23 protein-coding genes are annotated in these 23,133 nt (G+C 68.4%); 13 read left to right on the top strand and 10 right to left on the bottom strand.

Annotation, left to right across the window (positions count from 1 at the left end; all coding sequences use genetic code 11):
• Nucleotides 1-32: 32 nt before the first annotated feature.
• From EV668_RS05495 to parC, 5 genes are all read right to left on the bottom strand, one after another.
• The gene (locus EV668_RS05495; RefSeq protein ID WP_133768807.1) at nt 33-1,781 is read right to left on the bottom strand and encodes a TRAP transporter large permease; all 1,749 of its coding nucleotides are present in this window, start codon (nt 1,779-1,781) and stop codon (nt 33-35) included.
• Nucleotides 1,778-2,446, bottom strand: a complete 669-nt coding sequence (locus EV668_RS05490) for a TRAP transporter small permease subunit (protein WP_133768806.1) — start codon at nt 2,444-2,446, stop codon at nt 1,778-1,780. Before EV668_RS05490 ends, EV668_RS05495 begins: the two co-directional genes overlap by 4 nt.
• An 80-nt stretch (nt 2,447-2,526) precedes the next feature.
• On the bottom strand, nt 2,527-3,669 hold the full coding sequence (locus tag EV668_RS05485; protein ID WP_133768805.1) for a TRAP transporter substrate-binding protein: 1,143 nt from the start codon (nt 3,667-3,669) through the stop codon (nt 2,527-2,529).
• Between the two features lie 167 nt (nt 3,670-3,836).
• Entirely contained in the window at nt 3,837-4,619 is a 783-nt protein-coding gene (locus tag EV668_RS05480; protein WP_133768804.1) for a bestrophin-like domain, read from the bottom strand.
• A gap of 18 nt (nt 4,620-4,637) precedes the next feature.
• Complete coding sequence (parC, locus tag EV668_RS05475) at nt 4,638-6,884, bottom strand: DNA topoisomerase IV subunit A (protein WP_133768803.1); 2,247 nt, start codon at nt 6,882-6,884, stop codon at nt 4,638-4,640.
• A 147-nt stretch (nt 6,885-7,031) separates the two neighbouring features.
• On the opposite strand from parC, the gene EV668_RS05470 reads away from it, so the two are divergent.
• From EV668_RS05470 to EV668_RS05450, 5 genes are all read left to right on the top strand, one after another.
• On the top strand, nt 7,032-7,397 hold the full coding sequence (locus tag EV668_RS05470) for an ArsR/SmtB family transcription factor (protein ID WP_133768802.1): 366 nt from the start codon (nt 7,032-7,034) through the stop codon (nt 7,395-7,397).
• The gene (locus tag EV668_RS05465) at nt 7,394-7,933 is read left to right on the top strand and encodes an SRPBCC family protein (RefSeq protein WP_133768801.1); all 540 of its coding nucleotides are present in this window, start codon (nt 7,394-7,396) and stop codon (nt 7,931-7,933) included. Before EV668_RS05470 ends, EV668_RS05465 begins: the two co-directional genes overlap by 4 nt.
• A 40-nt stretch (nt 7,934-7,973) precedes the next feature.
• A complete protein-coding gene (locus EV668_RS05460) occupies nt 7,974-8,675 on the top strand; it encodes a DUF899 domain-containing protein (RefSeq protein WP_133768800.1) in 702 nt (233 codons plus the stop codon).
• A gap of 187 nt (nt 8,676-8,862) precedes the next feature.
• Nucleotides 8,863-9,495 carry a transglutaminase-like cysteine peptidase gene (locus EV668_RS05455; RefSeq protein ID WP_133768799.1) on the top strand — a complete coding sequence of 211 codons (633 nt, stop codon included), beginning with the start codon at nt 8,863-8,865 and terminating at the stop codon, nt 9,493-9,495.
• A gap of 232 nt (nt 9,496-9,727) precedes the next feature.
• Complete coding sequence (locus EV668_RS05450; RefSeq protein ID WP_133768798.1) at nt 9,728-10,387, top strand: transglutaminase-like cysteine peptidase; 660 nt, start codon at nt 9,728-9,730, stop codon at nt 10,385-10,387.
• 44 nt (nt 10,388-10,431) lie between these two features.
• On the opposite strand, the gene EV668_RS05445 is transcribed toward EV668_RS05450, so the two are convergent.
• Nucleotides 10,432-10,947, bottom strand: coding sequence for a DUF2244 domain-containing protein (locus EV668_RS05445; protein ID WP_133768797.1), 516 nt, complete (start codon nt 10,945-10,947; stop codon nt 10,432-10,434).
• Nucleotides 10,948-10,967: 20 nt separating this feature from the next.
• Here EV668_RS05445 and nth point away from each other — a divergent pair, with 20 nt between their 5' ends.
• Nucleotides 10,968-11,678 (top strand): endonuclease III, encoded by a 711-nt coding sequence (gene nth / locus EV668_RS05440; RefSeq protein ID WP_133768796.1) that lies wholly within the window; start codon nt 10,968-10,970, stop codon nt 11,676-11,678.
• On the opposite strand, the gene EV668_RS05435 is transcribed toward nth, so the two are convergent.
• A complete protein-coding gene (locus tag EV668_RS05435) occupies nt 11,638-12,453 on the bottom strand; it encodes an ion transporter (RefSeq protein ID WP_133768795.1) in 816 nt (271 codons plus the stop codon). The two genes, nth and EV668_RS05435, sit on opposite strands and share 41 nt — an antisense overlap.
• Before the next feature lie 163 nt (nt 12,454-12,616).
• Between EV668_RS05435 and EV668_RS05430 the strand changes: the two genes are divergently transcribed.
• Nucleotides 12,617-13,651 (top strand): L-idonate 5-dehydrogenase, encoded by a 1,035-nt coding sequence (locus tag EV668_RS05430; RefSeq protein WP_133768794.1) that lies wholly within the window; start codon nt 12,617-12,619, stop codon nt 13,649-13,651.
• A gap of 15 nt (nt 13,652-13,666) precedes the next feature.
• Here EV668_RS05430 and EV668_RS05425 read toward each other — a convergent pair whose 3' ends face one another.
• Together EV668_RS05425 and EV668_RS05420 are read right to left on the bottom strand one after the other, a co-directional pair.
• Complete coding sequence (locus EV668_RS05425) at nt 13,667-15,622, bottom strand: nucleoside-diphosphate sugar epimerase/dehydratase (protein WP_133768793.1); 1,956 nt, start codon at nt 15,620-15,622, stop codon at nt 13,667-13,669.
• A gap of 263 nt (nt 15,623-15,885) precedes the next feature.
• Nucleotides 15,886-16,830, bottom strand: a complete 945-nt coding sequence (locus EV668_RS05420; protein ID WP_133768792.1) for an NAD-dependent epimerase/dehydratase family protein — start codon at nt 16,828-16,830, stop codon at nt 15,886-15,888.
• Between the two features lie 104 nt (nt 16,831-16,934).
• Here EV668_RS05420 and EV668_RS05415 point away from each other — a divergent pair, with 104 nt between their 5' ends.
• The 4 genes from EV668_RS05415 to EV668_RS05400 all read left to right on the top strand — a co-directional run bounded on the left by EV668_RS05415 (nt 16,935) and on the right by EV668_RS05400 (nt 20,217).
• Entirely contained in the window at nt 16,935-17,186 is a 252-nt protein-coding gene (locus EV668_RS05415; RefSeq protein WP_133768791.1) for a type II toxin-antitoxin system prevent-host-death family antitoxin, read from the top strand.
• Nucleotides 17,183-17,596, top strand: coding sequence for a hypothetical protein (locus EV668_RS05410; protein ID WP_133768790.1), 414 nt, complete (start codon nt 17,183-17,185; stop codon nt 17,594-17,596). The genes EV668_RS05415 and EV668_RS05410 overlap by 4 nt, the downstream gene beginning before the upstream one ends.
• Nucleotides 17,597-17,685: 89 nt before the next feature.
• Nucleotides 17,686-19,056 (top strand): nucleotide sugar dehydrogenase, encoded by a 1,371-nt coding sequence (locus EV668_RS05405; protein WP_133768789.1) that lies wholly within the window; start codon nt 17,686-17,688, stop codon nt 19,054-19,056.
• A 15-nt stretch (nt 19,057-19,071) separates the two neighbouring features.
• Nucleotides 19,072-20,217 carry a DegT/DnrJ/EryC1/StrS family aminotransferase gene (locus EV668_RS05400; RefSeq protein WP_133768788.1) on the top strand — a complete coding sequence of 382 codons (1,146 nt, stop codon included), beginning with the start codon at nt 19,072-19,074 and terminating at the stop codon, nt 20,215-20,217.
• A 538-nt stretch (nt 20,218-20,755) separates the two neighbouring features.
• Here the strand turns inward: EV668_RS05400 and EV668_RS05395 are convergent.
• Nucleotides 20,756-21,436, bottom strand: a complete 681-nt coding sequence (locus EV668_RS05395; protein ID WP_133768787.1) for a YoaK family protein — start codon at nt 21,434-21,436, stop codon at nt 20,756-20,758.
• A 165-nt stretch (nt 21,437-21,601) separates the two neighbouring features.
• On the opposite strand from EV668_RS05395, the gene EV668_RS05390 reads away from it, so the two are divergent.
• Nucleotides 21,602-22,183, top strand: coding sequence for a DUF2939 domain-containing protein (locus EV668_RS05390; protein WP_133768786.1), 582 nt, complete (start codon nt 21,602-21,604; stop codon nt 22,181-22,183).
• A 39-nt stretch (nt 22,184-22,222) separates the two neighbouring features.
• Entirely contained in the window at nt 22,223-23,131 is a 909-nt protein-coding gene (locus EV668_RS05385) for an MBL fold metallo-hydrolase (protein WP_133768785.1), read from the top strand.
• Nucleotides 23,132-23,133: the final 2 nt, after the last annotated feature.

Here is a 23,133-nt window from a genome sequence, read left to right as displayed (position 1 = left end):
GTCCCGGCGCAAGCCGCGCGACGATCGCCGCCTCAGCCGCCGTACAGGTAGTTCGGAAACCAGAGCGTCAGGCCCGGCCAGAGATACAGAAACACCATGCAGATGATGACGATCAGCATGTACGGCATCATCCCGCCGAAGATCTGGTTCAGCGTGACGTGCGGGGGCGCGACGCCTTTCAGGTAGAAGGCCGACATCGCGACCGGAGGCGACAGGAACGCCGCCTGGAGGTTCACGAAGACGAGGACGCCCCAGAGCACCGGGTCGATCTGGAAATGCTTCAGGAGCGGCAGGAAGATCGGGACGAAGATGATGATGATCTCCGTCCATTCGAGCGGCCAGCCGAGGATGAAGATGATCGCCTGGGACAGGATCATGAACTGGATCGGCGTGAGGTCCATCGAGAGGACCCACTTCTCGATCAGGGCCTGACCGCCCAGGATCGCGAAGACGGCCGAGAAGATCGCGGAGCCGACGAAGAGCCAGCACACCATCGCCGTCGTCTTCGCCGTGAGGAACACGGCCTCCTTGATCTTCTTCCAGTCGAGCGTGCGGGCATGGAAGGCGAGGACGAAGGCGCCCGCCGCGCCGACCGCCGCCGATTCCGTCGCCGTCGTGATCCCGAAGAGGATGACGGCCAGCACCAGCACCGAGAGGATGGCGAGCGGCATGACCGAGCTCGTCAGGAGCTTGATGATCTGGAGCCGCTCGGCACCCATCCGGGAATAGTAGCGGGCCATCAGCAGTCCGAGCAGGATGCAGAGGGCTCCGAAGACCCAGTAGAACGTGGGCGAGACCCCGCCCGCGGCGGCTGCGGCGGGCACCGGATCGGACAGGCCGCCGCCGAGCTGCTCGAGCCCCTCGGGCAATTCCTCCGCCGTCTTCTGCTGGTGGATGACGACGTACCACCAGACGAGCGCCATCGTGCCGGCCGTCAGCATGAAGGGCACGAGCGCGTAGGTGAAGTTGCGGACGAGGTCCCAGTAGGAGACGCGCCCGTCCTCGTCGGCGATGGCCGCCGCGCGGCGCGGCGAAACCAGGGCCTTGGCGAGGCCGGCGAACATGTTCTGGGAATAGGCGCCCTGGAAGGCGCGCATCCAGCCCGGCACGGGCACGCGCGTCTGCTCGGGCGGCAGGGGCGGCGCGATCTTCGGGCTGAGCATCGCCCAGCCGATGACGTAGACGAGATAGAGGAAGGCGAGGAAGAAGCCCGGGAACATGGTCGCGGCGTAGAGCTTCACGACCGACTGACCGGCGACCGCCGCATAGACGATGATCATCACCGAGGGCGGGATGAGGATGCCGAGCGTGCCGCCGGCCGTGATGACGCCGGCAGCGAGCTTCACGTCGTAGCCTGCCCGCAGCATCGGGTTGAAGGCGATGACGCCCATCAGCACCACCACCGCCCCGACGAGGCCGCTCGCGATGCCCCAGAAGGTGCACACGATCAGCGTCGCGACCGCGAGCGAGGCCGGCAGCTTCCGGAAGGAGAGCTGGATCGAATAGAACATCTTGTCGACCAGCGCCCCGCGCTCCATCACGTAGCCCATCAGCACGAAGAGCGGGATGGAGATCAGCACGTCGTTGGTCATGGCGCCGTAGGTGCGCTGGACCATGAGGTCGAAGACCCGATTGTCGATCCAGTGCTGGCTCGGATCGTAGAAGGCGTAGAAGCCGAAGAAGATGCCGAGGCCCATCAGCGTGAAGGCCGTCGGGAACCCCATCATGATCGTGACCACGATGAGGCACAGCATCAGGATGCCGAGGGCGGGATCGCTCATGATTGCAGGTCCGATCCCATGCCGCGCTGCCGCGCCTCCTCGTCGATGCGCTGGGCGCGCGCGATCGCGGCCTTTCGCGTTTCCTCGTCCACATGCTCGCTCTGCGCGAGCTGCTCCTCGACCACGTCGATCTCGGCCACGTCCTTCAGCCGGCTCGGCCAGACGCCCGTCCGCAGGCAGATGATGCAGCGGACGATTTCCGCGACGCCCTGGAGGAGAAGGAGGGAGCCCGCGATCGGGATGACGGTCTTGAAGTGATAGACGGGCGGGCCGTCGGCGGTCGTCGTCGAGTGCTCGCCGATGCGCCAGGACATCGCCGCGTAGTCGTAGCCCGCATAGATCAGGGCGGCGATGCCGGGCACGAAGAAGACGAGATAGAGGACGAGGTCGAAGGATGCCTGCGTCCGCGGCCGCATCGAGCTGTAGAGGAAGTCGCCCCGGACGTGCCCGTTCTGCGCCAGCGTGTACGCCCCGGCCAGCATGAAGAACGAGCCGTAGAGGATGTTCGAGGCATCGAAGATCCAGGCCGTCGGCGCGTTCAGGATGTAACGCTTGAAGACCTCGCCGCAGACGAGGAGCATCAGCGCGATGATGAGCCAGGCCGAAGCCTTGCCGATCCAGGTGCTGAGGCCGTCGATCGCGTGCAGGAAACGCTCGACGGTCATCGTCGGTTTCGCCTCATCCTCGTGCCCCCTTCACGTCATGGCCGGACAAGGCCCGGCCATGACGGAGATCTGCTTCGTGCTCAGAGCTTCTTGGCGGCTCCGTCCTTGCCGAAGTAATGGTCGACGGCCATGCGCCTTTGGGCCAGCGTGTCCTGCTCCCAGCGGGTCGTGCGCTGCGCGAAGGCGATCTGCGACTGGATGATCTCCTTGAAGAGGGGGTTTTCGGCCGACTTCTTCCTGACCACCTCGTCATAGACCTCGAGCTGCTTCTTGAGGATGGCATCCGGGGTCTTGTAGAACCGCACGCCGTCCTTCCCCTGAAGCTCCTGGTAGTCCTTGGAGTAGCGATCGATCGCCTTCCAATGCATGTCCTGCGAGGCCGCCTCGGCCGCGTAGGACACGATGGCCCGGATCTTCTCGGGCAATGCGTTGTACTTGTCCTTGTTGAACAGGATCTCGAACTGCTCGGCGTTCTGGTGGAAGCTCTGCAGCATGCAGACCTTCGAGACGTCCGCGAAGCCGAGCGCCCGGTCCGAGGAGGCGTTGTTGAACTCGGCCGCGTCGAGGAGGCCGCGATCCATGGCCGCCACGATCTCGCCGCCCGGCAGCGCGTTCACCGCCGCGCCGAGGCCCTGGAACACGTCGATCGAGATGCCGACCGTGCGGAACTTCAGCCCCTTGAGGTCCTCGACCTTGGTGACGGGCTTCTTGAACCAGCCGAGCGGCTGGGTGGGCATCGGGCCGTAGAGGAACGAGACGACGTTCGCGCCGATCGAGGCATAGAGCTTGTCGAGCAGCTCCTTGCCGCCGCCGTATTTGTGCCAGGCGAGCAGCATGTTGGCGTCCATGCCGAAGCCGGGGCCCGAGCCCCAGAGCGCCAGAGCGGCCTGCTTGCCGTAATGATAGGCGGAGACGCCGTGGCCGCCGTCCAGCGTGCCCTTCGAGACCGCCTCGAGCAGCTGGAAGGCGGGGACGACCGCGCCGGCCGGCAGGACCTCGATCCGCAGGTCGCCGCCGGTCATGTCGTTGACCTTCTTGGCGTAGTCCTGCGCGTATTCGTGGAAGATGTCCTTCGAGGGCCAGGTGCTCTGCCACCGCATCGAGACAGGTCCGGCGCTCTGCGCGACCGCCGGCGCCGCTGCCCCCACCGCTGCCGAGGCGACCGCCGCTCCCTTGAGGAACTTGCGGCGAGAGCCCTTCGGCGCGACCTTCGCGTCCTTCATCGTTTCCTCCGAAGATTTTTATGGTGACGGCCAGATGCGGCCGCCCCTCGGTCCGATCCGATGCCGGATCGGCCTGATCTCAGGAAGAACAGAGCGACACCCTGACGCAAGGGGCGCAGGGATCAGTCTTTAGATTAAGGGGCGGGTTCGGGCCGGTTGTTGCAGCCTCAATTCTTGCGCAGTTCGGCGAGCGCCTCCGCCAGCGCGGTCGGCGGCGTCGCGAGCGGGCCGTCGAAAGGCCTCTCCTTCACCGCGACGAGGCTGAGCGTCACGACGGCCGCCACCGTGAACAGGCTGATCGCCACCGCGGCCGGGATCGGCTTGCCGATATGGACGAGCGCCAAGGCGACCTGCGTCAGGACCGCGAGCACGAAGATGGTCCACCATTTCGGATGGTCGGAAAACTGCTCGCTGAGCACCACCCGATCGCTGCGGGCCGCCCTGACCTTCTGCCAGGACGCCAGCAGGGTCTCATGGACCGCAAGCCCGGCCGAAGCCGAGAGCGAAGGCTTCGCCAGCTCGGCGAGGAGCTCCGAGAAGGCCGCCGTGGCCGATGGCGCCGTGCGCCCGTCCCGCATCAGGGGCCACTCGTCCACCATCACGGCCTCGAGATACCGAATGACGGTCGCTCGGATCGGCGCCATGTCGGGCGAGGCGGCGAGGCTGACGTCATAGAGCGCGACAAGGCCGTCGCGCTCAGCGAGGACGGCGCGATTCGCCTGTCTGACCCGCTCCCAGGCGTCGTTCGCCGCGAAGCCTGTCAGCAGAGAGAACAGGACGGCGACCGCGGTGAAGAACGGGGCCACCACGCCCGACGAGGCCGCGACCCAGCCCCGGGTCCAGCGGCTTTCGAACAGGGCCAGGGACGCGGCCCCTGTCAGCGCGAGAGCCAGCGTCAGGAGGCCGAAGATCATCGGCACGGACTGGTCGAGCCAATACTCGATGATCATCGCAACCCGCCCCTCCCCTCACCCGAAGGTGTTGGACTTCGGAAAGCCTTTCGGCGGCAGGCGGCCGGCTTCGGCGCGGTTGCCGATCCACTCCCGCAGCTCGGTCTCCGCGACCGTCCAGGTCCGCCCGGACGTGTCCTTCCAGGTGAGGCCGTCGGAGAGCGCGAAGGTCTTCGCGTCCGAGAGGCCGCCGTCCTTGTAGCGCTGGAGGCGCACGCCCTTGCCGCGGGTCATCTCGGGAAGCTGGCTCAGCGGGAAGACGAGGAGCTTGCGGTTCTGGCCCACGATGGCGACATGGTCGCCGGCGACGGGCGCGGCGATGACCGCCCTCCCCTGCGCATCGACGCCGAGCACGTTGCGGCCCTTGCGCGTCGTCGCGACGAGGTCGTCGGCGGCCGCCACGAAGCCGCGCCCGTCCGAGGCGACGAGGAGCAGCTTCGTGCCGGCCCTGAACGGGAAGGCCGCGACCACGTCCGTCCCCTCGTCGAGATCGGCCATGAGGCGGATCGGATCGCCGAAGCCCCGGCCGCCCGGCAGCTTCGAGGCGTCGAGCGTGTAGAACTTCCCGTTCGTCGCCATGACGAGGATCTTCGACGTCGTCTCGGCGAAGAAGGAGGTCTTGAGGCTGTCGTCGCCCTTGAACTCGACCTTGGCGAGATCCGGCTGGTGGCCCTTCATGGCCCGGATCCAGCCCTTTTCCGACACGATGACGGTGATCGGCTCGCGCTCGACCATGGCCTCGGCGAAATCGACCTCGCCGAGATCGGGCGCGTCCTCGATCGAGGTGCGGCGGCGGCCGATCGCGGTCTCCGGCCCGTAGACCTTCCTGATCTCGCGGATCTGCCAGGCGATGGTCTTCCACTGCTTGGCCTCGGAGCCGAGCAGCTCCTCGATCGAGCCCTTCTCGGCCACGAGTTCGCTCTGCTCGCGCTTCAGCTCCATCTCCTCGAGCCGGCGCAGCGAGCGCAGCCGCGTGTCGAGGATCGAATTGGCCTGGAGCTCGGTGAGTTCGAAGACCCGCATCAGCTCGGTCTTCGGCTCGTCCTCCTCGCGGATGATCTTGATGACGCGGTCGAGGTCCAGATAGACGATCAGGAGGCCGCCGAGGATCTCGAGCCGGCGCTCGATGGCGGCGAGGCGGTGGCGCGAGCGGCGCTGGAGCACGTCGCGCCGGTGGTCGAGCCATTCGCGCAGGCATTCGGCGAGGCCGAGTACCTTCGGCACCTTCCCGCCCGCCGTCAGGACATTGATGTTGAGGGGGACGCGGGCTTCCAGCTCCGTCAGCCGGAACAGCGATTCCATCATCATGATGGGATCGACCGTTCGCGCCCGCGGCTCGAGCACCACCCGCACGTCCTCGGCGGATTCGTCCCGCACGTCGGCGAGGAGCGGCAGCTTCTTCTCGTTGATCAGCTCGGCGATCTTCTCGATCAGCCGCGACTTCGGCACGCCGTAGGGGATCTCGGTGACGACGGCGACCCAGGTACCGCGCCCGGTCTCCTCCTTCGACCAGCGCGCGCGGACGCGGAAGGAGCCCTTGCCCGTCCGGTAGGCTTCCGTGATGGCATCCGCCTTGTCGACGAGGATGCCTCCGGTCGGGAAGTCGGGGCCCGGCACGAACTGGACGAGTTGCTCCGAGGTCGCGGCCGGACGCTCGATCAGATAGAGCGCGGCCTGGCAGAGTTCCCCCGCATTGTGCGGCGGGATCGAGGTCGCCATGCCGACCGCGATGCCCTGCGAGCCGTTGGCGAGGAGGTTCGGGAAGGCGGCCGGCAGGACCGCCGGCTCGTCCGTCGTGCCGTCGTAGTTCGGCCGGAAATCGACCGCGTCCTCGTCGATGCCTTCCAGCAGCCGGCGCGCGACATCCGTCATCCGCGCTTCGGTGTAGCGATAGGCGGCGGCGCTATCTCCGTCGATATTGCCGAAATTGCCCTGCCCGTCGACGAGCGGATAGCGTGAGGCGAAATCCTGCGCGAGGCGCACCAGCGCGTCGTAGATCGCCTGGTCGCCGTGGGGATGGAACGAGCCCATCACGTCGCCGACGACCTTGGCGGATTTCTTGAAGGGGCCGCCGGGATTGAGCCGCAGGAGGTTCATGCCGTGCAGGATGCGGCGATGGACGGGCTTCAACCCGTCGCGCGCATCCGGCAGCGCCCGGTGCATGATCGTCGAGAGCGCATAGGACAGATAGCGCTCCTCGAGAGCCGATTTCAGGCTGACGATCTCGACGCCGTCGTCTTCCGGTGGGTCGACCGGCTTGTTCATGACGCTCCACTCCGGACCGAATCGGTCCCGTGACCATGGCGATGGATAGCAGACTCGGGCGGACAGGATGGAGACGGGGCGTGCCGCACCGGACAAAGATCAACCATCCGGTTGACAATCTGATTGCACGACATGATGCTAAACCAAATGGTTGATCATCATCCCGAACGGCTCGACGCCGCCTTTCATGCCCTCGGCGACGCGACGAGGCGGCGCATGCTGGCCGATCTCGCAAGGGGCGAGCGCACGGTCGGCCAATTGGCCGAGCCCTTCGCGATGTCGCTCGCCGCGGCCTCGAAGCACGTCAAGGTCCTGGAGAAGGCCGGCATGATCCGGCGCGAGGTCCGCGGGCGGATGCATGTCTGCCGGCTCGAACCCGGCCCACTCGCCGGCGCTCATGCCTGGCTCGGCTTCTACGAACGCTTCTGGACCACGCGCCTGGACGCTCTCGAGCACCTCCTTCGCGAAGAGGATCGACGCAAGACCAGCCTGCCCCAAGGAGAGCCCAAATGACCGACCTCGCGACACTCGCGGCCTACGGCGTCCTGACGGCGCCGGCGACGCTCACGATCGAACGCCGTCTGCCCGGCCCGATCGAGCGCATCTGGGCCTATCTCACCGAGAGCGATCTGCGCCGCCAATGGCTGGCCGCGGGCGAGATGGAGATGCGCGTCGGTGCGCCGTTCGAGTTCGTCTGGCGCAACGACGAACTGACCGATCCGCCCGGCCGACGCCCGGACGAATCGTCCGAGGAACACCGGATGACATGCCGCATCACGGAACTCGATCCGCCGCGCCGCCTCGTCATCACCTGGGGCGCGAACGAGGCCGGCGAGGTCGCCTTCACGCTGGTGCCGGAGGGCGAGGAGGTCGTGCTCACGATCGTCCACCGCCGCGTTCCCGATCGCACCATCCTTCTCAACGTCAGCTCCGGCTGGCACGCCCATCTCGACGTTCTCGCCGCCCGCGCGAGAGGCGAGACACCCGAGCCGTTCTGGGACCACTGGAGCAGGTTGCGCCGGGAGTACGAAACGAGATTGCCGGCCTGACTGCTTCCCCGACCCGCCATCATCGACGTGGAGAAGGCGAATGACCGCACCGACGATCGTCCCGCACGAGGAATGGCTGAAGGCGCGCCTCGACCTCCTCGCGGCGGAGAAGGACTTCACGCGCCAGCGCGACGCCCTCGTGCGCAGGCGCATGGCCATGCCCTGGGAGCGGGTGGAGAAGCCCTACCTCTTCGAAGGCCCCCGCGGCCCGCTCACATTCCTCGATCTCTTCGAGGGGCGTTCGCAGCTCGTCGTCTACCACTTCATGCTCGCCCCGGGCTGGGAGGCGGGCTGCAAGTCCTGCTCGTTCTGGGTCGACGGTTTCGACGGCATCCCGATCCATCTGAAGCACCGAGACGTCGCCTTCACCGCCGTCTCGCGCGCGCCCATCGCCCGGATCGAGGCCTATCGGGCGCGGATGGGCTGGAGCTTCCCCTGGGTCTCGTCCGAGGGCAGCGACTTCAACTTCGATTACCGTGTCTCCTTCACGCCCGGGGAGGTCGCCGCAGGCGAGGCCGTCTACAACTACAAGCGCCAGCCGATCGACGGGCCGGAGCAGCCCGGCATCAGCGTCTTCGCCCGGAGCGACAAGGGCGAGGTGTTACACACCTATTCCTGCTACGGACGCGGGATCGACATGATCAACGGCGCCTATCAGATCCTCGATCTCGTACCGAAAGGGCGCGACGAGGACAGCCTTCAATTCACCATGGAATGGGTGCGCCGACACGACAGCTACTGAGGCGCAACGGCTCCTGATCGGTTTCCAACCGAGATACCGAGAATTCGCGGCAATCGCCGCAAGCTCTGCTTCATCTTAATATCCGTCAAGAATTCGGTCTCGTGCAATTCGGTCAAATTGTACGTATTGATTTCAGCGCGGACGCAGATGCGGTCGTCATTGTCAGGCCCAAGACAGGGGCAAGGCAATGATCAAGATCACGAAGGGGATCGTCTACGCGGGTCTGGTGGCGCTCGGCACGATGCTGGGCGGCCAGACCGTCGAGGCGCAGACCTACGCTTCCCTGCCGTCGCAGACATTGCCCGCCGCGACGGAAGGCGAGGCGAGGCCCATCCAGGGTTGGGTGGATTTCTGCCGCCGCATGCCCTCCGAATGTGCGTTCGACCCGGACGGGCCGGCCGTCGTGCAGCTCACGGCCCGCAACTGGGCGACGATGGTGTCGATCAACAACCGCGTGAACAACGCCGTCACGGCGATGACGGACGAGGAGCATTGGGGCGTCGCCGACCGCTGGGACCTGCCGACCGACGGCGCCGGCGATTGCGAGGACTTCCAGATCCTGAAGCGTCATCTCCTGGCCAAGGAAGGCTTCCCCCGCCGCGCGATGCGGATGACCGTCGTCATCGACGGCGAAGGCGAGGGCCACGCCGTTCTCATGATCCGCACCGATCGCGGCGACTACATCCTGGACAACAAGCGGGGCGCGATCCTGCCCTGGTTCCAGACCGGCTACGTCTACGTGAAGCGGGAGAGCGAGCATCGCCTCGGCTGGGCCTCCCTCGGACGCGCCGTCTCCCCCACCATCACCGCGAACCGGTGAGCCTTCGTCCGCCCGGCCCGCCCCTGCATCCCCAAGGCTGGAACGACGAGGGACCGGTCCGGAAACGGGCCGGTCCCGCCTTATTTCGGCCCAGCCGCGCTCGACAGCGCCGCAAGCCGCGCGGCTTTCCGACAACACTTCGCCCGACACGTTAACGACAATTTACCTTCATGCTTGAGCGAGGCCGCCCGCCATGAGACGGTTAATCAATCGTTAATCACGGCGGTGGGGCATGAAGACGATCGAAGGGAGCCGGGTGTCGAAGATCCTCGCCGCAGCCGCATTCCTGCTGGCCGGCCTCTGGATCGCCGCTCCCTCGGTGGCCGAAGCTCAGACCTTCGCGGCCCTGCCCAAGAGCGGCACGGTCGGGCGGCTCGACGTCACCGGCTCTGCGCGCCCCGTCCGGGCCTGGGTGTCTTATTGCGAGCGTTATGCCGGCGGCTGCGACGTCGACACGTCCGAACCGGCGATCGTCACGCTGAACCCCAGGCTGTGGCGCGCCCTCAACACCGTGAACCGGCATGTGAACGCCACCATCAAGCCGATGACCGACCAGGATCATTGGGGCGTGGTGGACCGCTGGGACCTGCCGACGGACGGCGCCGGTGATTGCGAGGACATCCAGCTCCTCAAGCGCAAGCTGCTGGTCGAGAAGCACGGCGTGCCGAACCGCGCGCTGCGCATGACCGTCGTCATCGACGAGCAGGGCGAGGGCCATGCCGTCCTGATGGTACGCACCAACGAGGGCGAGCTCATCCTCGACAACAAGCGCGACGCGGTGCTCGCGTGGCACCAGACCGGCTATGTCTTCGTCAAGCGCGAGGGCCAGGACAGCCGCCAGTGGGTCTCGCTCGGCGACCTCTCCTCGCCCATCACGACCGCGAACCGGTAGGGTTCGCGTCGAGGCGGAGCCCTCGGTCGGGCGGGCTGCGCTCCTCAGAAGGAACTCTTCACCTGCATCAGGGCGCGGCCGAACTCGTCGGCGAAATGCGCCCGCTCGTCGGGAGAGAGCTCCTGGGCGATGACGATGCGCTCCCCGCGCGAGACGAGCGCGAGGCGCTGGAGACCGAATTCCTCGTGCGTCTCGCGGACGAGCCGCGTCCAGAGCGGGTTGAGGCGCCATTCCCTCTCCTCCCCGCGATGGCTGACGCGCCGGAAGCGGAGTTCGACCGGCGTCAGCCTGATCTCCTCGAAGGCGCGGCCGCGCCGGTAGCTGACCTTGAAGGCGATGTAGAGGGCGAGGATGTCGAGCCCGATGAAACCCGAGACCGGCCAGAAGCCGAGCGAGACGAAGCGCAGCGCCATCATCGCCGCGACGACGCTGAGCACCACCATCATCACCCGGAAGCCTTCGGGCCCGAGCGAGCGATGCGGCGTGATGGTCGCGGCGAAGACCGCAGCAGCGGAGGAACCCGGCATCTCGCCGGGGAGGTCGGGATTGCCCGCGCTCATCGGCTCAATATAACGCGCCGATGTCCGCCCGAAAGCCGCCCACGGCGCAAAAAACCGGCAGAAGCGCTGCCGCCGCCAAAGCCGTCGGCCCGAAGCCCGTCGACGATGCGACCCTGGCCGAGATCATGCGTCGCTTCGAGGCGGCCAATCCCCATCCCGAGGGCGAACTCGAGCATACCGATCCCTACACGCTCCTCGTCGCCGTGGTGCTCTCCGCCCAGGCGACCGACAAGGGCGTGAACATCGCGACGCGCAAACTCTTCCGCGACGCCGCCGATCCCGCCGCGATGGCGGCGCTCGGCGAGGACGCCGTCACCGAGCATATCCGCACGATCGGCCTCTATCGGAACAAGGCGAAGAACGTCGTCGCGCTCTCGCGCATCCTCGTCGAGCAATATGGCGGCATCGTCCCGCCCTCCCGCGTCGCGCTCGAAAGCCTGCCGGGCGTCGGCCGCAAGACCGCGTCCGTCGTCATGAACATCGCCTTCGGCGAGCCGACCGTCGCCGTCGACACCCATGTCTTCCGGATCTCGAACCGGATCCCCATCGTGATCGGCAAGACGCCGGACGAGATCCAGATCGGGCTCGAGCGGCGTATCCCGAAGCAGTACCTGCTCCACGCCCATCACTGGCTGATCCTGCACGGCCGCTACGTCTGCAAGGCGCGCGCGCCGGAATGCGGACGCTGCCTCATCGAGGACCTGTGCCGCTATCCGGCGAAGACGGCCTGAGGATCTCGCCGGCCCGCAGGGCCGCGACCTCGCTCCGAAGCGCGGCGAGTTCCCCGAGGATGCGCTCCTCGACGCCGCCCGGATGGGCGATCTTCGGCGCGTCCGCGGCCGTCTCCTCGTCGAGTGCCGTCACGACGACGCCGATGAAGAGGTTCAGCACCATGAAGCTCGACAGCACCATGAACGAGATGAAGAAGGCCCAGGCGAAGGGGTGGTCGTCCAGCAGCGGCTTGACGATGCCGGCCGACCAATCGTCGAAGGTCATCACCTGGAACAGGGTGTAGGCGGCAAGGCCCAGATTGCCGAACAGCTCCGGCTTCGCTTCCCCGTAGAGCTTCGAGGCGATCACGGCGAAGACGAAGAAGACGAGCATCAGCAGCAGCATGATCGAGCCCATCCCGGGCAGCGCCGAGACGAGGCCGCGCACGACGCGCTTGAGCGAGGGGACGACGGTGATCAGCCTCAGCGCCCGGAGGATCCGCAGCGCCCGCAGCACCGTGAACCCGGCGCTGATCGGAACCAGCGCGATGGCGATCACCAGGAAGTCGAACACGTTCCAAGGGTCGCGGAAGAAGGCGAGGCGGTGCACCGTGATCCGGGCCAGGATCTCGGCGACGAAGATCGACAGGACGATATGGTCGAGCGCTTGGAGCACAGGACCGTACCGCGCCGTCACGGCCGGATAGGTCTCGAGGCCGAGGGTGATCGCGTTGAAGACGATCAGGCCGAGCACGATGCGCTCGGTCAGCGGATGGGCGAGCAGGCGGGCGAGCATGACGATCCTTGAGGGAAAGGCGGCTCTCGCTCCGGCGGCGGCGACACTCCGTCGAGACGGCGGATCGTCCAGGCCCCGGCGCGATTGATCTGGGCTCGAAAGGCTGATCTGTCATCGCTGAACGGCCCCCGAACGGGCCGCGCGCCAGACGCGGGAGGAAGCCATGAAGGCCGTCGTCATCCATCCGCCGCACGACCTGCGGGTCGAGGATCACACGCCCGAGGCGCCGGGTCCGGGCCAGGTGGCCGTGCGCATCCGGGCGGGCGGCATCTGCGGCTCGGACCTGCATTACTATCGCCATGGCGGCTTCGGCACGGTGCGCGTGAAGGAGCCGATGATCCTCGGCCACGAGGTGGCCGGCGAGGTGGTCGCGGCTGCGGCCGACGTCGCCGGGCTGAAGGTCGGGGACCGCGTGGCGGTCAATCCGAGCCGCCCCTGCGGCCGGTGCCGATACTGCGCCGAGGGCCTGTTCAACCATTGCGAGGCGATGCGCTTCTACGGCAGCGCGATGCCGTTCCCGCACGTCCAGGGCGCCTTCCGCGAGACGCTGGTCTGCGAGGCGGCGCAATGCGAAATCGGCCCGCCGGATATCCCTTTCGAGGAACTCGCCCTGTGCGAGCCGCTCTCGGTCGTTCTGCATGCGATCGGGCGCGCCGGATCGCCCGCGGGCCTGCGCGTGCTCGTCACCGGCTGCGGCCCGATTGGTGCCCTCGCCGTCGCCGTCCTGAAGCATGGCGGCGCGGCGGAGATCGTCGCGACGGATGTCGTCGAGGAGCCGCTCACCCTCGCCCGCCGGCTCGGCGCGACGCAGACGATCGACGTCGCCACCGCGCCCGAGGCTCTGGCCGCCCATGCGGCGGGCAAGGGCCGGTTCGACCTCCTCGTGGAATGTTCCGGCAACGGCGAGGCCATCAAGGCCGCCCTTCCGACCCTGCGCCCCCGCGCCCGGATGGTTCAGCTCGGGATCGCGGGCGGCGAGGTACCCCTGCCCCTCAATCTCGTCGTGGCCAAGGAGATCACGCTCCTCGGCTCCTTCCGTTTCCACGAGGAATTCGCGACCGCCGCCCGGCTGATCGGCTCCGGCGAGATCGATCTCAAGCCGCTGCTGACCCGGACCTACCCTGTCGAGGAGGCGATCACGGCCTTCGAACTCGCCGGCAACCGCCGCGAGGCGATGAAGGTGCATCTCGCCTTCTGATTGCGGCGCCCCGCCTCAGCCGCTGACGATGCGCAGCCGCGCCTGCCGCGCACCGGCCGGCGCGGCGGTAGCATCGTCGGGCAGGGAGGGGCCGGTGCCGTCGGGGTGGTAATCCGGGACGAGCCTGCGCAGCGTCGCCAGCACGCCCGCCGAGTCATGCTCCGCCACGGCCCTGCGCAGGCGGTCGAGCAGGCCCTGCATCACCTCCGCCTCGACCGGCCGCGCGGAGGTCGCGCGCACGCCCGGCACCGCGGTCGGCCGCAGGTCCTCGCCTTCGCTCTCCAGCGCCTCCTGCAGGCGCTCGCCCGGCCGGAGACCGGTGAAGGTGATGGCGATGTCGATATCCGGCTCGAGCCCCGCGAGCCGGATCATCCGGCGGGCGAGATCGACGATGCGGACCGGCTGTCCCATGTCGAGGACGAAGACCGGCGCCCGCTCGGCGGACTGGACACCCTCGGCCGAAGCCATCAGGACCAGCGTCACCGCCTCGCGGATGGTCATGAAGTAGCGCTCGACCTCGGGATGCGTGACCGTGATCGGCCCGCCGGCGCGGAGCTGCTGCGTGAAGAGCGGGATGACGGAGCCCGAGGAGCCGAGCACGTTGCCGAAGCGGACGCTGAGGAACCGCGTCGGCTCGCCCGCGGCCCGCGCCGCCCGGTCGGCGGCCGCGAAGACGTGCTCGCCGGCCTGTTTCGTCGCACCCAGCACCGAGACCGGATGCACCGCCTTGTCGGTCGAGATGAAGACGGCGCAGACGGCCCCGACCTCGCGCGAGAGCCGCGCCACCTCGAGCGTGCCGAGCGTGTTCGTCGCGGCCGCTGCGACCGGATGGGCCTCGACGAGGTCGACATGTTTCAGCGCGGCGGCGTGGAAGACGAGTTCCGGCCGGAAGTCGCGGAACGCCTCCGCGAGATCGCCGGCATCGGTGACGCTGCCGAGATGCTGGCGCGTCCGCGCCTCGGGATCGCGCACCCGCATCTCCTTGCCGATCGACCAGAGTGCCAGCTCCGACAGGTCGAGCAGGAGCATGGCGCTCGGCTCCATGTCCAGGATCTGCCGGCAGAGCTCGGAGCCGATCGAGCCGCCCGCCCCCGTCACGAGCACGCGCCGCCCTCCCACCAGCGCACGGACGGCCGAGAGGTCGAGCTCGCGCGCCGAGCGTCCGAGCAGGTCGTCGATCGAGACCGGCGCGAGCTTCACCGCCGCTCCCTCGCCGCCGCCGAGCTGGGTCATCGCCTCCGAGACCCGCACGGTCGAAAGGCCGAGCCGGCGCGCCGCGGCGAGAAGGTCGTCGATGCCTTCGCTCTCGAGCACCTCGCGGGTCAGGACGAGCCGCCGGGGCTTCCTGTCCCGGCTCTCCAGACGCCGCATCACGGCCTCGAGGTCGCCGAAGCCTCCGAGGGCCGGCACGCCCTGGATGCGGCTGCCGATATAGCGCTCCTTCGGCGTCAGGAGACCAACCGGCTCGAGCGCGCTGACCGCGTCGCGCCGCAGGCGCCGGATGAGTTGCTCGGTCTCCTCGCCGATTCCGGCCAGGAGGACGGGCACCCGATAGGCGTTCTTGAAGGCGCGCCGGTCGCGGCGGCGGGTGCGATGGGCGCGGTAGAGCACGCGGGGGCCGGCGAGCAGCGCGACCTGGACCAGCCAGTAGATCGCCGGCACGGTCCGCGGGACGATGACCTGCCCGCGCGCGAAGAAATCGGCGAGGGCGAGGACGACGGCGGGGATCGTGACGGCGATCGCGATGCGCGTCAGATCCGGCATCGACACGAAGCGCCAGGGCAGCCGATGCAGGCCCGCGACCCAGTAAGCGGCGGCCGCGATCGGCACCGTCAGCGCGCAGACGACGGCGATACGGTCCAGCCGCGCGAAGAACTCCGTCGATCCCCAGCGCAGAAAGAAGCTGAAGAACAGCGCGACCGCCGTCACGACGGCGTCATGCGCCACGATGATCAACTGCCGACGGGTCAAGCGGATTCCTCGACGGCGGCGCCCGGCGCCCGCCCGAACGGCATCCCTACCACAACCCGTGCGGCGCGACAGTGGCGGGGAGCGGGCCGGGGAGCGTGCGAAGCGCACCCCTCATCCGTCAGCGCTTTGCGCTGCCACCTTCTTCCGCAAGGGGAGAAGGGGCGGTGCCAACGTTTCCGCCTTTTCCTTCTCCCCTTGCGGGAGAAGGTGGCCCTTGCTTCAGCAAGGGTCGGATGAGGGGTGAACCCAACCGATCTCCAGAACTAAGTGCGGCCCGCGAGCGACGCCGCCGTCTGGCGCAGCACGGCCTCCGTCTCGACCTCGTCCCGCCAGCCGTAGCGCTCCCGGAACGCGGACGAATCGACCTCGAGATCGCCGAGCAGCCGCTGGGCATGGCCGCCGAAGCCGGCGAGCCGCGCCGCCGAGCCGATGAGAGCCGCGGGAACCGGCAGGAGCCCCGGACGCCGGCCGAGCCCCGCCCTGAGCGCGGCGACGATCTCCGCCGTCGACAGCGGAGCGCGGTCTCCGATGACGAAGGTGCCGGGAGACGGCCGGGCCAGCACCGCCTCGATCGCCGAGCCGAGATTGTCGAGCGACAGGAGGGTGCGGCGGTTGTGGATCGCGCCGAAGGGCAGCGGCACCGGCAAGGCCGCGAGCCGCGCGAGGCTGCGCAGATTTCCGCCGACGCCCGGTCCCGCGATGAGCGGGGGGCGCAGGATCACGAGGTCAGGGCCGGACCCCGCGCGCAGGGCCTCTTCGGCCGCGAGCTTCGAGCGCCCGTACGGCGTCTCCGGACGCGGCTCCGTGGCCTCGTCGAAGGGGCGGCCCGGCGCGCTCGCCCCGCCGATGACGGTGATGCTGCTAAGGAAGAGGAACAGCCGCACGCCGGCCGCCGCCGCTTCGTCATGAAGCCGGACGGTGCCGAGATGGTTGACCCGATCGAACAGGCCCGCCTCGGCCAGAGCCCTTTCAGGCGCGACATGGACATGGGCCGCGAGGTGGATGACGGCCGAGACACCCGCCAGCGCCTCCCGCCACGCGGTCTCCGGCCCGATATCGCAGACGACGACCACGCGGCAGCCGGGCGGTGCCTCCATCGGATGGCGGGTCGCGAGCGTGAGCCTCCGGCCCGACGAACGCAGCCGCTCGACGACCCGCCTGCCGACGAAGCCGGTCCCGCCGGTGACGAGGATCGCGCCATCATCCATGCAGCGCGACTAGCCGGGTCAAGGCGCGCGCTCAAGGCCCCGGCTTCGATTGCCAACAATCGCAGCATTGCTGTAATTGTCGTCAATCACAGGAATGATCCGAGTTGGCCGATTTTTCCACCAGCGACCTCAGTCGTAGATCCGGCGACATCATCGCCGAAGCGCTCCGCCGGCCCGTCACGATCACGCAACGGCACAAGCCCCGTCTCGTGCTGCTCAGCATTGAAGACTACCGGCAACTCGTCGCCAGGGGCGAGACACGCCGCGTCGGAACGATCGATACGATCTCCGACGAACGCCTCGCCGAGTTCGAGGCGGCTCTCGATGCCTACGAAGCCGGCGACGAATCCCCTTGAGCTTCGATGCGCTCAAGACCGGAGCGGTCGTCCGGTATCCGTATCTGTGGGCGCGCGAACAGGCGGCAGGAGAATCGGAAGGGCGCAAGAAGCGCCCCGCAGCGGTCGGCCTCCGTATCCCGCGGCCGGACGGAGACCTCCTGGCGCTCTTTCCGATCACGAGCGCTCCACCGGGCTCAGGCCGCTTCGCCGTCGAAATTCCGGATATCGAAAAGCAGCGGGGCGGTCTCGACCGGGATGCGCGCCTCTGGCTGATCCTCGACGAATATAACGAGGATGTCGTGGGACGGTCCTACTACCTGGAGCCGACGGCACCGCTCGGTCATCTGAGTCGCGCCTTCCTCGCTCCTCTGATCCGCGAGTTCATTTCGAGGGCGAGGCTGGCCAATCGCGTGTCCCGCCGATCCTGACGGGTCCGCGCGCCGCTCCGCTTGATCTGACCTCCCCTCCTTCCGTAGATGCGCGCGAGCCCGCCCGGTGCGGCGATGGACCAATTGTCATGACTTCAGGCCTCGCCTCCGAGGTGACGGCCGCTTCGGCGGGTCCGGCGGATCGTCTCGTCGCCGCGATCGAGGGCCGCACCGCCACGATCGCCGTCGTGGGGCTCGGCTATGTGGGCCTGCCGCTCGCGGTCGCGACGGCCGATGCCGGATTTCCGGTCATCGGCTTCGACATCGACCCCGCCAAGATCGAGAGCCTCGCCGCCGGACGGTCCTATATCCGGCAGATCCCCGACGAGGCGACGGAGCGGCTGGCCTCCGGCGGCCGCTTCCGGCCCACCGCCGACATGGACCTCCTGGCCGAGGCCGACGCGATCCTGATCTGCGTTCCGACGCCGCTCGGCACCCATCGCGAGCCGGACCTCACCTATGTCGAGCGGACGACGCGAGCCATCGCGGCCCGCCTTCGGCCGGGACAGCTCGTCGTCCTCGAATCCACGACCTATCCCGGCACCACCACCGAGGTGATGCGGCCGATCCTCGAGGAGGGCGGCCTGCGCTCCGGGCGCGATTTCCTCCTCGGCTATTCGCCCGAGCGCGAGGACCCCGGCAATCCGATCCACGGCACGGCCTCGATCCCGAAGGTCGTCGCGGGCGACGGGCCGGACGCCCTGCGCGCCGCGAGCGCGCTCTACGGCGCCATCGTCCGGCAGGTCGTGCCGGTCTCCTCGCCCGCGGCAGCCGAGGCGGTGAAGCTCACCGAGAACATCTTCCGCGCCGTCAACATCGCCCTCGTGAACGAGTTGAAGCTCGTCTACGACGCCATGGGCATCGACGTGTGGGAGGTGATCGAGGCGGCGAGCACGAAGCCCTTCGGCTACATGCCCTTCCAGCCGGGGCCGGGGCTCGGCGGCCATTGCATCCCGATCGACCCCTTCTACCTCACGTGGAAGGCGAAGGAGTTCGACGTCGCGACGCGGTTCATCGAACTCGCCGGCGAGATCAACACGGCGATGCCGAAACACGTCGTCGACAGCCTCGCCCGGGCGCTCGACGCCAGCGTCGGGCGCGGGCTCAACGGCGCGGAGATTCTCGTCCTCGGCCTCGCCTACAAGCGCAACGTGGACGACACCCGCGAGAGCCCGGCCCTGCGCCTGATGGAGCTGATCGAGGCGCGCGGCGCGCGGGCAGGATACCATGATCCTTTGATCCCGGTCCTGCCGCCGACCCGCGAACACGCCGCTCTTGCCGGCCGACGATCCGTCGATCTGTCGCCGGAATCATTACAGAGATATGACGCGGTCGTGCTCGCGACCGACCACGATTCGCTCGATCTTCCGCTCATCGCCCGCCATGCGCGGCTCATCGTCGATACCCGAAACGCCTTCGGCCGGGCCGGATTTAGCGGCCCGACCATCGTCAAGGCCTGAGGCAGGAGACCCTTCATGACCCAGCCGGTGCAGCCAGCGCCCCTGCCCTTCATCGATCTCGGTGCGCAGCGGCGACGGCTCGGGAGCGCGATCGACGACGCCATCCTCAAGGTCGTCAACCACGGCGCCTACATCCTCGGCCCCGAGGTCACGGAGTTCGAGACGCAGCTCGCCGCCTTCTGCGGCGCCAAGCATGCCATCTCCTGCAGCAACGGCACCGATGCGCTCAGCCTCGTCATGATGGCGAAGGGCACGGGACCGGGCCATGCGGTGTTCTGCCCGAGCTTCACCTACACGGCGACCGCCGAGGTGATCGCCCGGATCGGCGCGACGCCCGTCTTCGTCGACGTGCTCGAAGACACGTTCAACATCGACCCGCAAAGCCTGATCGCCGCCATCGAAACCGCTCGTCGGTCGGGGCTCGATCCGGTCGGCGTCATCCCGGTCGACATCTTCGGCCAGCCGGCCGATGTCGATGCCCTGGCGCCCATCTGCGAGCGCGAGGGCCTCTGGATGCTGTGCGATGCGGCGCAGAGCTTCGGCGCCCTCTACAAGGGCCGGCGCGTCGGCACCTTCGGGCTCGCGACGACGACGAGCTTCTTCCCGGCCAAGCCCCTCGGCTGCTACGGCGACGGTGGAGCCGTGACGACCGACGACGACCACCTCGCCAAGGCACTGATCTCGCTCCGTTTCCACGGCCTCAGCGCCGACCGTTCGGACCACGAGCACATCGGCATGACGGGCCGTCTCGACACCATCCAGGCGGCCGTCCTCATCGAGAAGCTGAAGATCTTCGAGGACGAGCTCGCCGCCCGGCAGGTCATCGCGCAGCGCTATTCGGAAGCCCTCGGCGACGTGCTGACGCCGCCCCACATCCGGCCGGACAGCATGTCGAGCTGGGCGATCTACACCGTGCGCGTGAAGCCGGAGCAGCGGGCCGATCTCGCCGCGCAGCTCAAGGCCCAGGGCATCCCGACCGGGATGTATTATCCGCGGCCGGTCCACCGCTATTCGGCGTATCAGCATTTCCCGAGCGTCGGCAACGGCTTGCCGGTGACGGAGAAGCTGGCACGCGAGGTGATCTCGCTGCCGATCCACCCCTATCTGGACGAGCCGACCCAGGACCGCATCGTCGCGGCCGTGAAAGCCGCCCTGTCGTGATCTGACAGGGTCGATTCAATCGACCTGTCAACACGATGTCGAAGATCGCTCACCATCTTCATAAGCGTGAGCGTCGAGCTGAGATGATACTCGAGACATTTCACGCAACGACCTGAAACGGAACCCTGTTCCAGGCGAGCTGAGATCCTGTTCGAACAGGGCCGGCGAAGCGCACCATCACCGACCTACCCTGCACCCGGTGAAGGCGCCTCACGATCTCCCCATCCGTGCCGCATGCATGCGGCACGTCGGCGCCGCGAGACCGCGGAGACCAGCTCCGGCCCGGTCCAGCGCTCGTCGCCTCGTCGCACCCATCGGGCTCGGCTGGTTCGGTCGTCCGGCGGGCCGGAAGCCTCACGGACCGACCTGCGAGACGGCCCCGAGGCGATCCCGGTCGCGGACTGGACCAGCGTGCCGACCGTGCCGTGATCCTTGCGGGCCCTGATCCTCCGATCCTGTGATCCTTTCCCGTTCCCCGGCACGGCATCCTGTGATGCATGGACCCCAGGATGCCGTGATCATGGGTAGGCGAGCATGGTTAAGGCTTCGTTGCCGCGCGGCCTCGGCCCGGCTCGCTGACGAAGCGCCGCGCTAGATGCGCGGTCGACGCTGCGGCGGCCACGCCGACCGTGACGAACACGGGAACGAGGGCGTAATCGGCGAGGAAGACCTGCAGCAGCGTGCCGAGCGTCGCGCCCGCGACGAACGCGCTCCACACGGAGAGGTGGAGCCGCCAGGCGCCGTCCCTGTCACGCCCCATCGCGCGCTGCGCCAAGGCGTCGGCAAACCGGAACAGCGTGCCGGTGACGAAGGTCGTGCCCGCATTCGCACCGCGCGCCAGCACGACGAGATGGTTTTGGGCGCCCATGGCGAACGACAGGGGCGCGATGCTCGCCAGAGGCAGCCGGTAGACGGTGTCGAGGGCGACCGCGATCCCGAGCGCCGCCGCCTCCAGCGTCAGGATGGCCGGCAGGTGCCAAGGCCCGAGCTTCGCCAGCAGGATGGCCCCGACGAAGCTGCCGAGCAGGAACAACCCGATCAGCGTCAGGAAGCCCAGGAACGGGCCGATGTCGCGCAGCGCCGCATGGATGCCGACCTGGATCGTGTTGCCGCTCATCAAAGAGGCGTACACCGCTCCGAGACGCGTGAAGCTGATCGCATCCACCGCGCCGGCCGCTCCGGTCAGGAGCAGGCCGAGGCCGAACCTCCAGCCGTTCATGCGATGGAGACGCCGGACGAGGCGGGCGCGGACGAAGGAGGGCGGACGGGTTGAGGGAGTTCCGCGCCGGCGCTAAGGCTTGACGCGACGAATCCCGATCCCTTCGCCGCCTGGCGAAGCCCTTCACGGCACGGCCGCACCGAGCGGAGAGCAGCGAACGTCCTCATGCGCTGGACCGTGGCAACGATTGTCGCGCTGATCGCCGTCTGGGGCTTCTACGTCTCGTCGCCGTATTACGCACTGTATCGCCTCGGACGGGCGGTCGAGGCCGGCAACGTGGCGGAGGTCGCCGCGCGGGTCAACGCACGCGCCCTGCGCTTCTCCCTTGCACGACAGGTGGCGACCGACATCGCCGCGGCCCAGCCGATGGGCGGCATCGCCTCGGCGGAAGCCCAGCTCGCGGCGAGCGCGGCCCTGGCGCTCGCCGACCCCATCCTCGATGGCGTGACCTCGCCCGAAGGCCTCATCCGCCTCCTGCGAACGTCGGCTTCCGGCGATGTGACCAAAACGGTCCTCGGCGGCGGTTCGGTCGGCCTCGCCGATATCGACGAGTTCCTCGGCGCATCGCATTGGCGCGGCTTCAGGAGCGTCTATGTCAGCCTCCCGGCCGGCGCGCCGCGCGAGGAGCGGTTCCGGCTGCAATTGCGCCTCGGCCAAATGCGCTGGCGCCTCGTCGCGCTCGAGCTTCCGCCCTCTCTTCGTCAGCAGATCGCGGCCGAGTTGCAGCGCCGCGTCGGCCGCCGATAGGCTGGCGCTTCGGCGGCGCGCCGCCCTCCGAGTGAGCCCATGTCAGACCTCGCCTTCGACCTCGACTTCTCCGCTCCGACCGACCATGCGGTGCAGATCAGCCCGCTCGTCCGGCGCATCGTGGCGGGCAATGCCAGTCCCTTCACCTTCACCGGGACCTGCAGCTACGTCGTCGGGCGCGGGACGGTCGCGGTGATCGACCCCGGCCCCGCCGACCAGGCTCACCTCGATGCGCTGATCGCGGCCGTCTCGGGCGAGACGGTCTCCCACATCGTCGTCACGCACACCCATCGCGACCATTCCCCCGGCGCGCGCGCGCTCCGGGAGGCGACCGGAGCGCCGATCGTCGGCTGCTCGCCGCACCGGGCCGCTCGCCAGCTCTCCGACGGCGAGGCGAACACGATGGAAGGATCGGGCGACGTCGAGCATCGGCCCGACGAGGAGATGCGGGAGGGCGACACGATCACCGGACCCGGCTGGAGCCTCGCGGCCGTCGAGACGCCCGGCCACACGGCCAACCACCTCGCCTTCGCCCTGGCCGAGGAGGAGACGCTGTTCTCGGCCGACCACGTCATGGCCTGGTCGACCACAATCGTCGGGCCGCCGGACGGCTCCATGACGGCCTTCATGGCCTCGCTGGAGAAACTGCGCGGGCGCTCGGACCGGATCTACTGGCCCGGCCATGGCGGCCCGGTGACGGAGCCGCAGCGCTTCCTGCGGGCGCTGATCGGCCACAGGCGGGCCCGGGAGGCGTCGATCCTCGGCCGACTCGCGGCCGGAGACCGGACGATCGCCGAGATCGTCCCGGCCATCTACCCTGCCCTGAAACCGGCTCTCATCCGCGCGGCCGGGCTCTCGACCTTCGCCCATCTCGAAGATCTCGTCACGCGGGGCCTCGCCCGCACCGAGGGCGCTCCTCAGCTCGACGGCATCTACGAGCCGGCCTGACC

The organism is Enterovirga rhinocerotis, assembly GCF_004363955.1.
Classification (GTDB): Bacteria; Pseudomonadota; Alphaproteobacteria; order Rhizobiales; family Beijerinckiaceae; genus Enterovirga; species Enterovirga rhinocerotis.
Note: the sequence above shows the minus strand (reverse complement) of the source record. Positions and strands in the feature narration are given on the sequence as shown.

What these genes read in the sequence shown, in the direction of transcription:
- EV668_RS05480 (WP_133768804.1), bottom strand. Translation starts at nt 4,619, where the DNA reads ATGATCATCGAGTATTGGCTCGACCAGTCCGTGCCGATGATCTTCGGC.
- EV668_RS05405 (WP_133768789.1), top strand. Translation starts at nt 17,686, where the DNA reads ATGACTTCAGGCCTCGCCTCCGAGGTGACGGCCGCTTCGGCGGGTCCG.
- EV668_RS05490 (WP_133768806.1), bottom strand. Translation starts at nt 2,446, where the DNA reads ATGACCGTCGAGCGTTTCCTGCACGCGATCGACGGCCTCAGCACCTGG.
- EV668_RS05460 (WP_133768800.1), top strand. Translation starts at nt 7,974, where the DNA reads ATGACCGCACCGACGATCGTCCCGCACGAGGAATGGCTGAAGGCGCGC.
- EV668_RS05435 (WP_133768795.1), bottom strand. Translation starts at nt 12,453, where the DNA reads ATGCTCGCCCGCCTGCTCGCCCATCCGCTGACCGAGCGCATCGTGCTC.
- EV668_RS05470 (WP_133768802.1), top strand. Translation starts at nt 7,032, where the DNA reads ATGGTTGATCATCATCCCGAACGGCTCGACGCCGCCTTTCATGCCCTC.
- EV668_RS05430 (WP_133768794.1), top strand. Translation starts at nt 12,617, where the DNA reads ATGAAGGCCGTCGTCATCCATCCGCCGCACGACCTGCGGGTCGAGGAT.
- EV668_RS05400 (WP_133768788.1), top strand. Translation starts at nt 19,072, where the DNA reads ATGACCCAGCCGGTGCAGCCAGCGCCCCTGCCCTTCATCGATCTCGGT.
- EV668_RS05455 (WP_133768799.1), top strand. Translation starts at nt 8,863, where the DNA reads ATGATCAAGATCACGAAGGGGATCGTCTACGCGGGTCTGGTGGCGCTC.
- EV668_RS05420 (WP_133768792.1), bottom strand. Translation starts at nt 16,830, where the DNA reads ATGGATGATGGCGCGATCCTCGTCACCGGCGGGACCGGCTTCGTCGGC.
- EV668_RS05395 (WP_133768787.1), bottom strand. Translation starts at nt 21,436, where the DNA reads ATGAACGGCTGGAGGTTCGGCCTCGGCCTGCTCCTGACCGGAGCGGCC.
- EV668_RS05495 (WP_133768807.1), bottom strand. Translation starts at nt 1,781, where the DNA reads ATGAGCGATCCCGCCCTCGGCATCCTGATGCTGTGCCTCATCGTGGTC.
- EV668_RS05445 (WP_133768797.1), bottom strand. Translation starts at nt 10,947, where the DNA reads ATGAGCGCGGGCAATCCCGACCTCCCCGGCGAGATGCCGGGTTCCTCC.
- EV668_RS05390 (WP_133768786.1), top strand. Translation starts at nt 21,602, where the DNA reads ATGCGCTGGACCGTGGCAACGATTGTCGCGCTGATCGCCGTCTGGGGC.
- nth (WP_133768796.1), top strand. Translation starts at nt 10,968, where the DNA reads ATGTCCGCCCGAAAGCCGCCCACGGCGCAAAAAACCGGCAGAAGCGCT.
- parC (WP_133768803.1), bottom strand. Translation starts at nt 6,884, where the DNA reads ATGAACAAGCCGGTCGACCCACCGGAAGACGACGGCGTCGAGATCGTC.
- EV668_RS05465 (WP_133768801.1), top strand. Translation starts at nt 7,394, where the DNA reads ATGACCGACCTCGCGACACTCGCGGCCTACGGCGTCCTGACGGCGCCG.
- EV668_RS05450 (WP_133768798.1), top strand. Translation starts at nt 9,728, where the DNA reads ATGAAGACGATCGAAGGGAGCCGGGTGTCGAAGATCCTCGCCGCAGCC.
- EV668_RS05385 (WP_133768785.1), top strand. Translation starts at nt 22,223, where the DNA reads ATGTCAGACCTCGCCTTCGACCTCGACTTCTCCGCTCCGACCGACCAT.
- EV668_RS05485 (WP_133768805.1), bottom strand. Translation starts at nt 3,669, where the DNA reads ATGAAGGACGCGAAGGTCGCGCCGAAGGGCTCTCGCCGCAAGTTCCTC.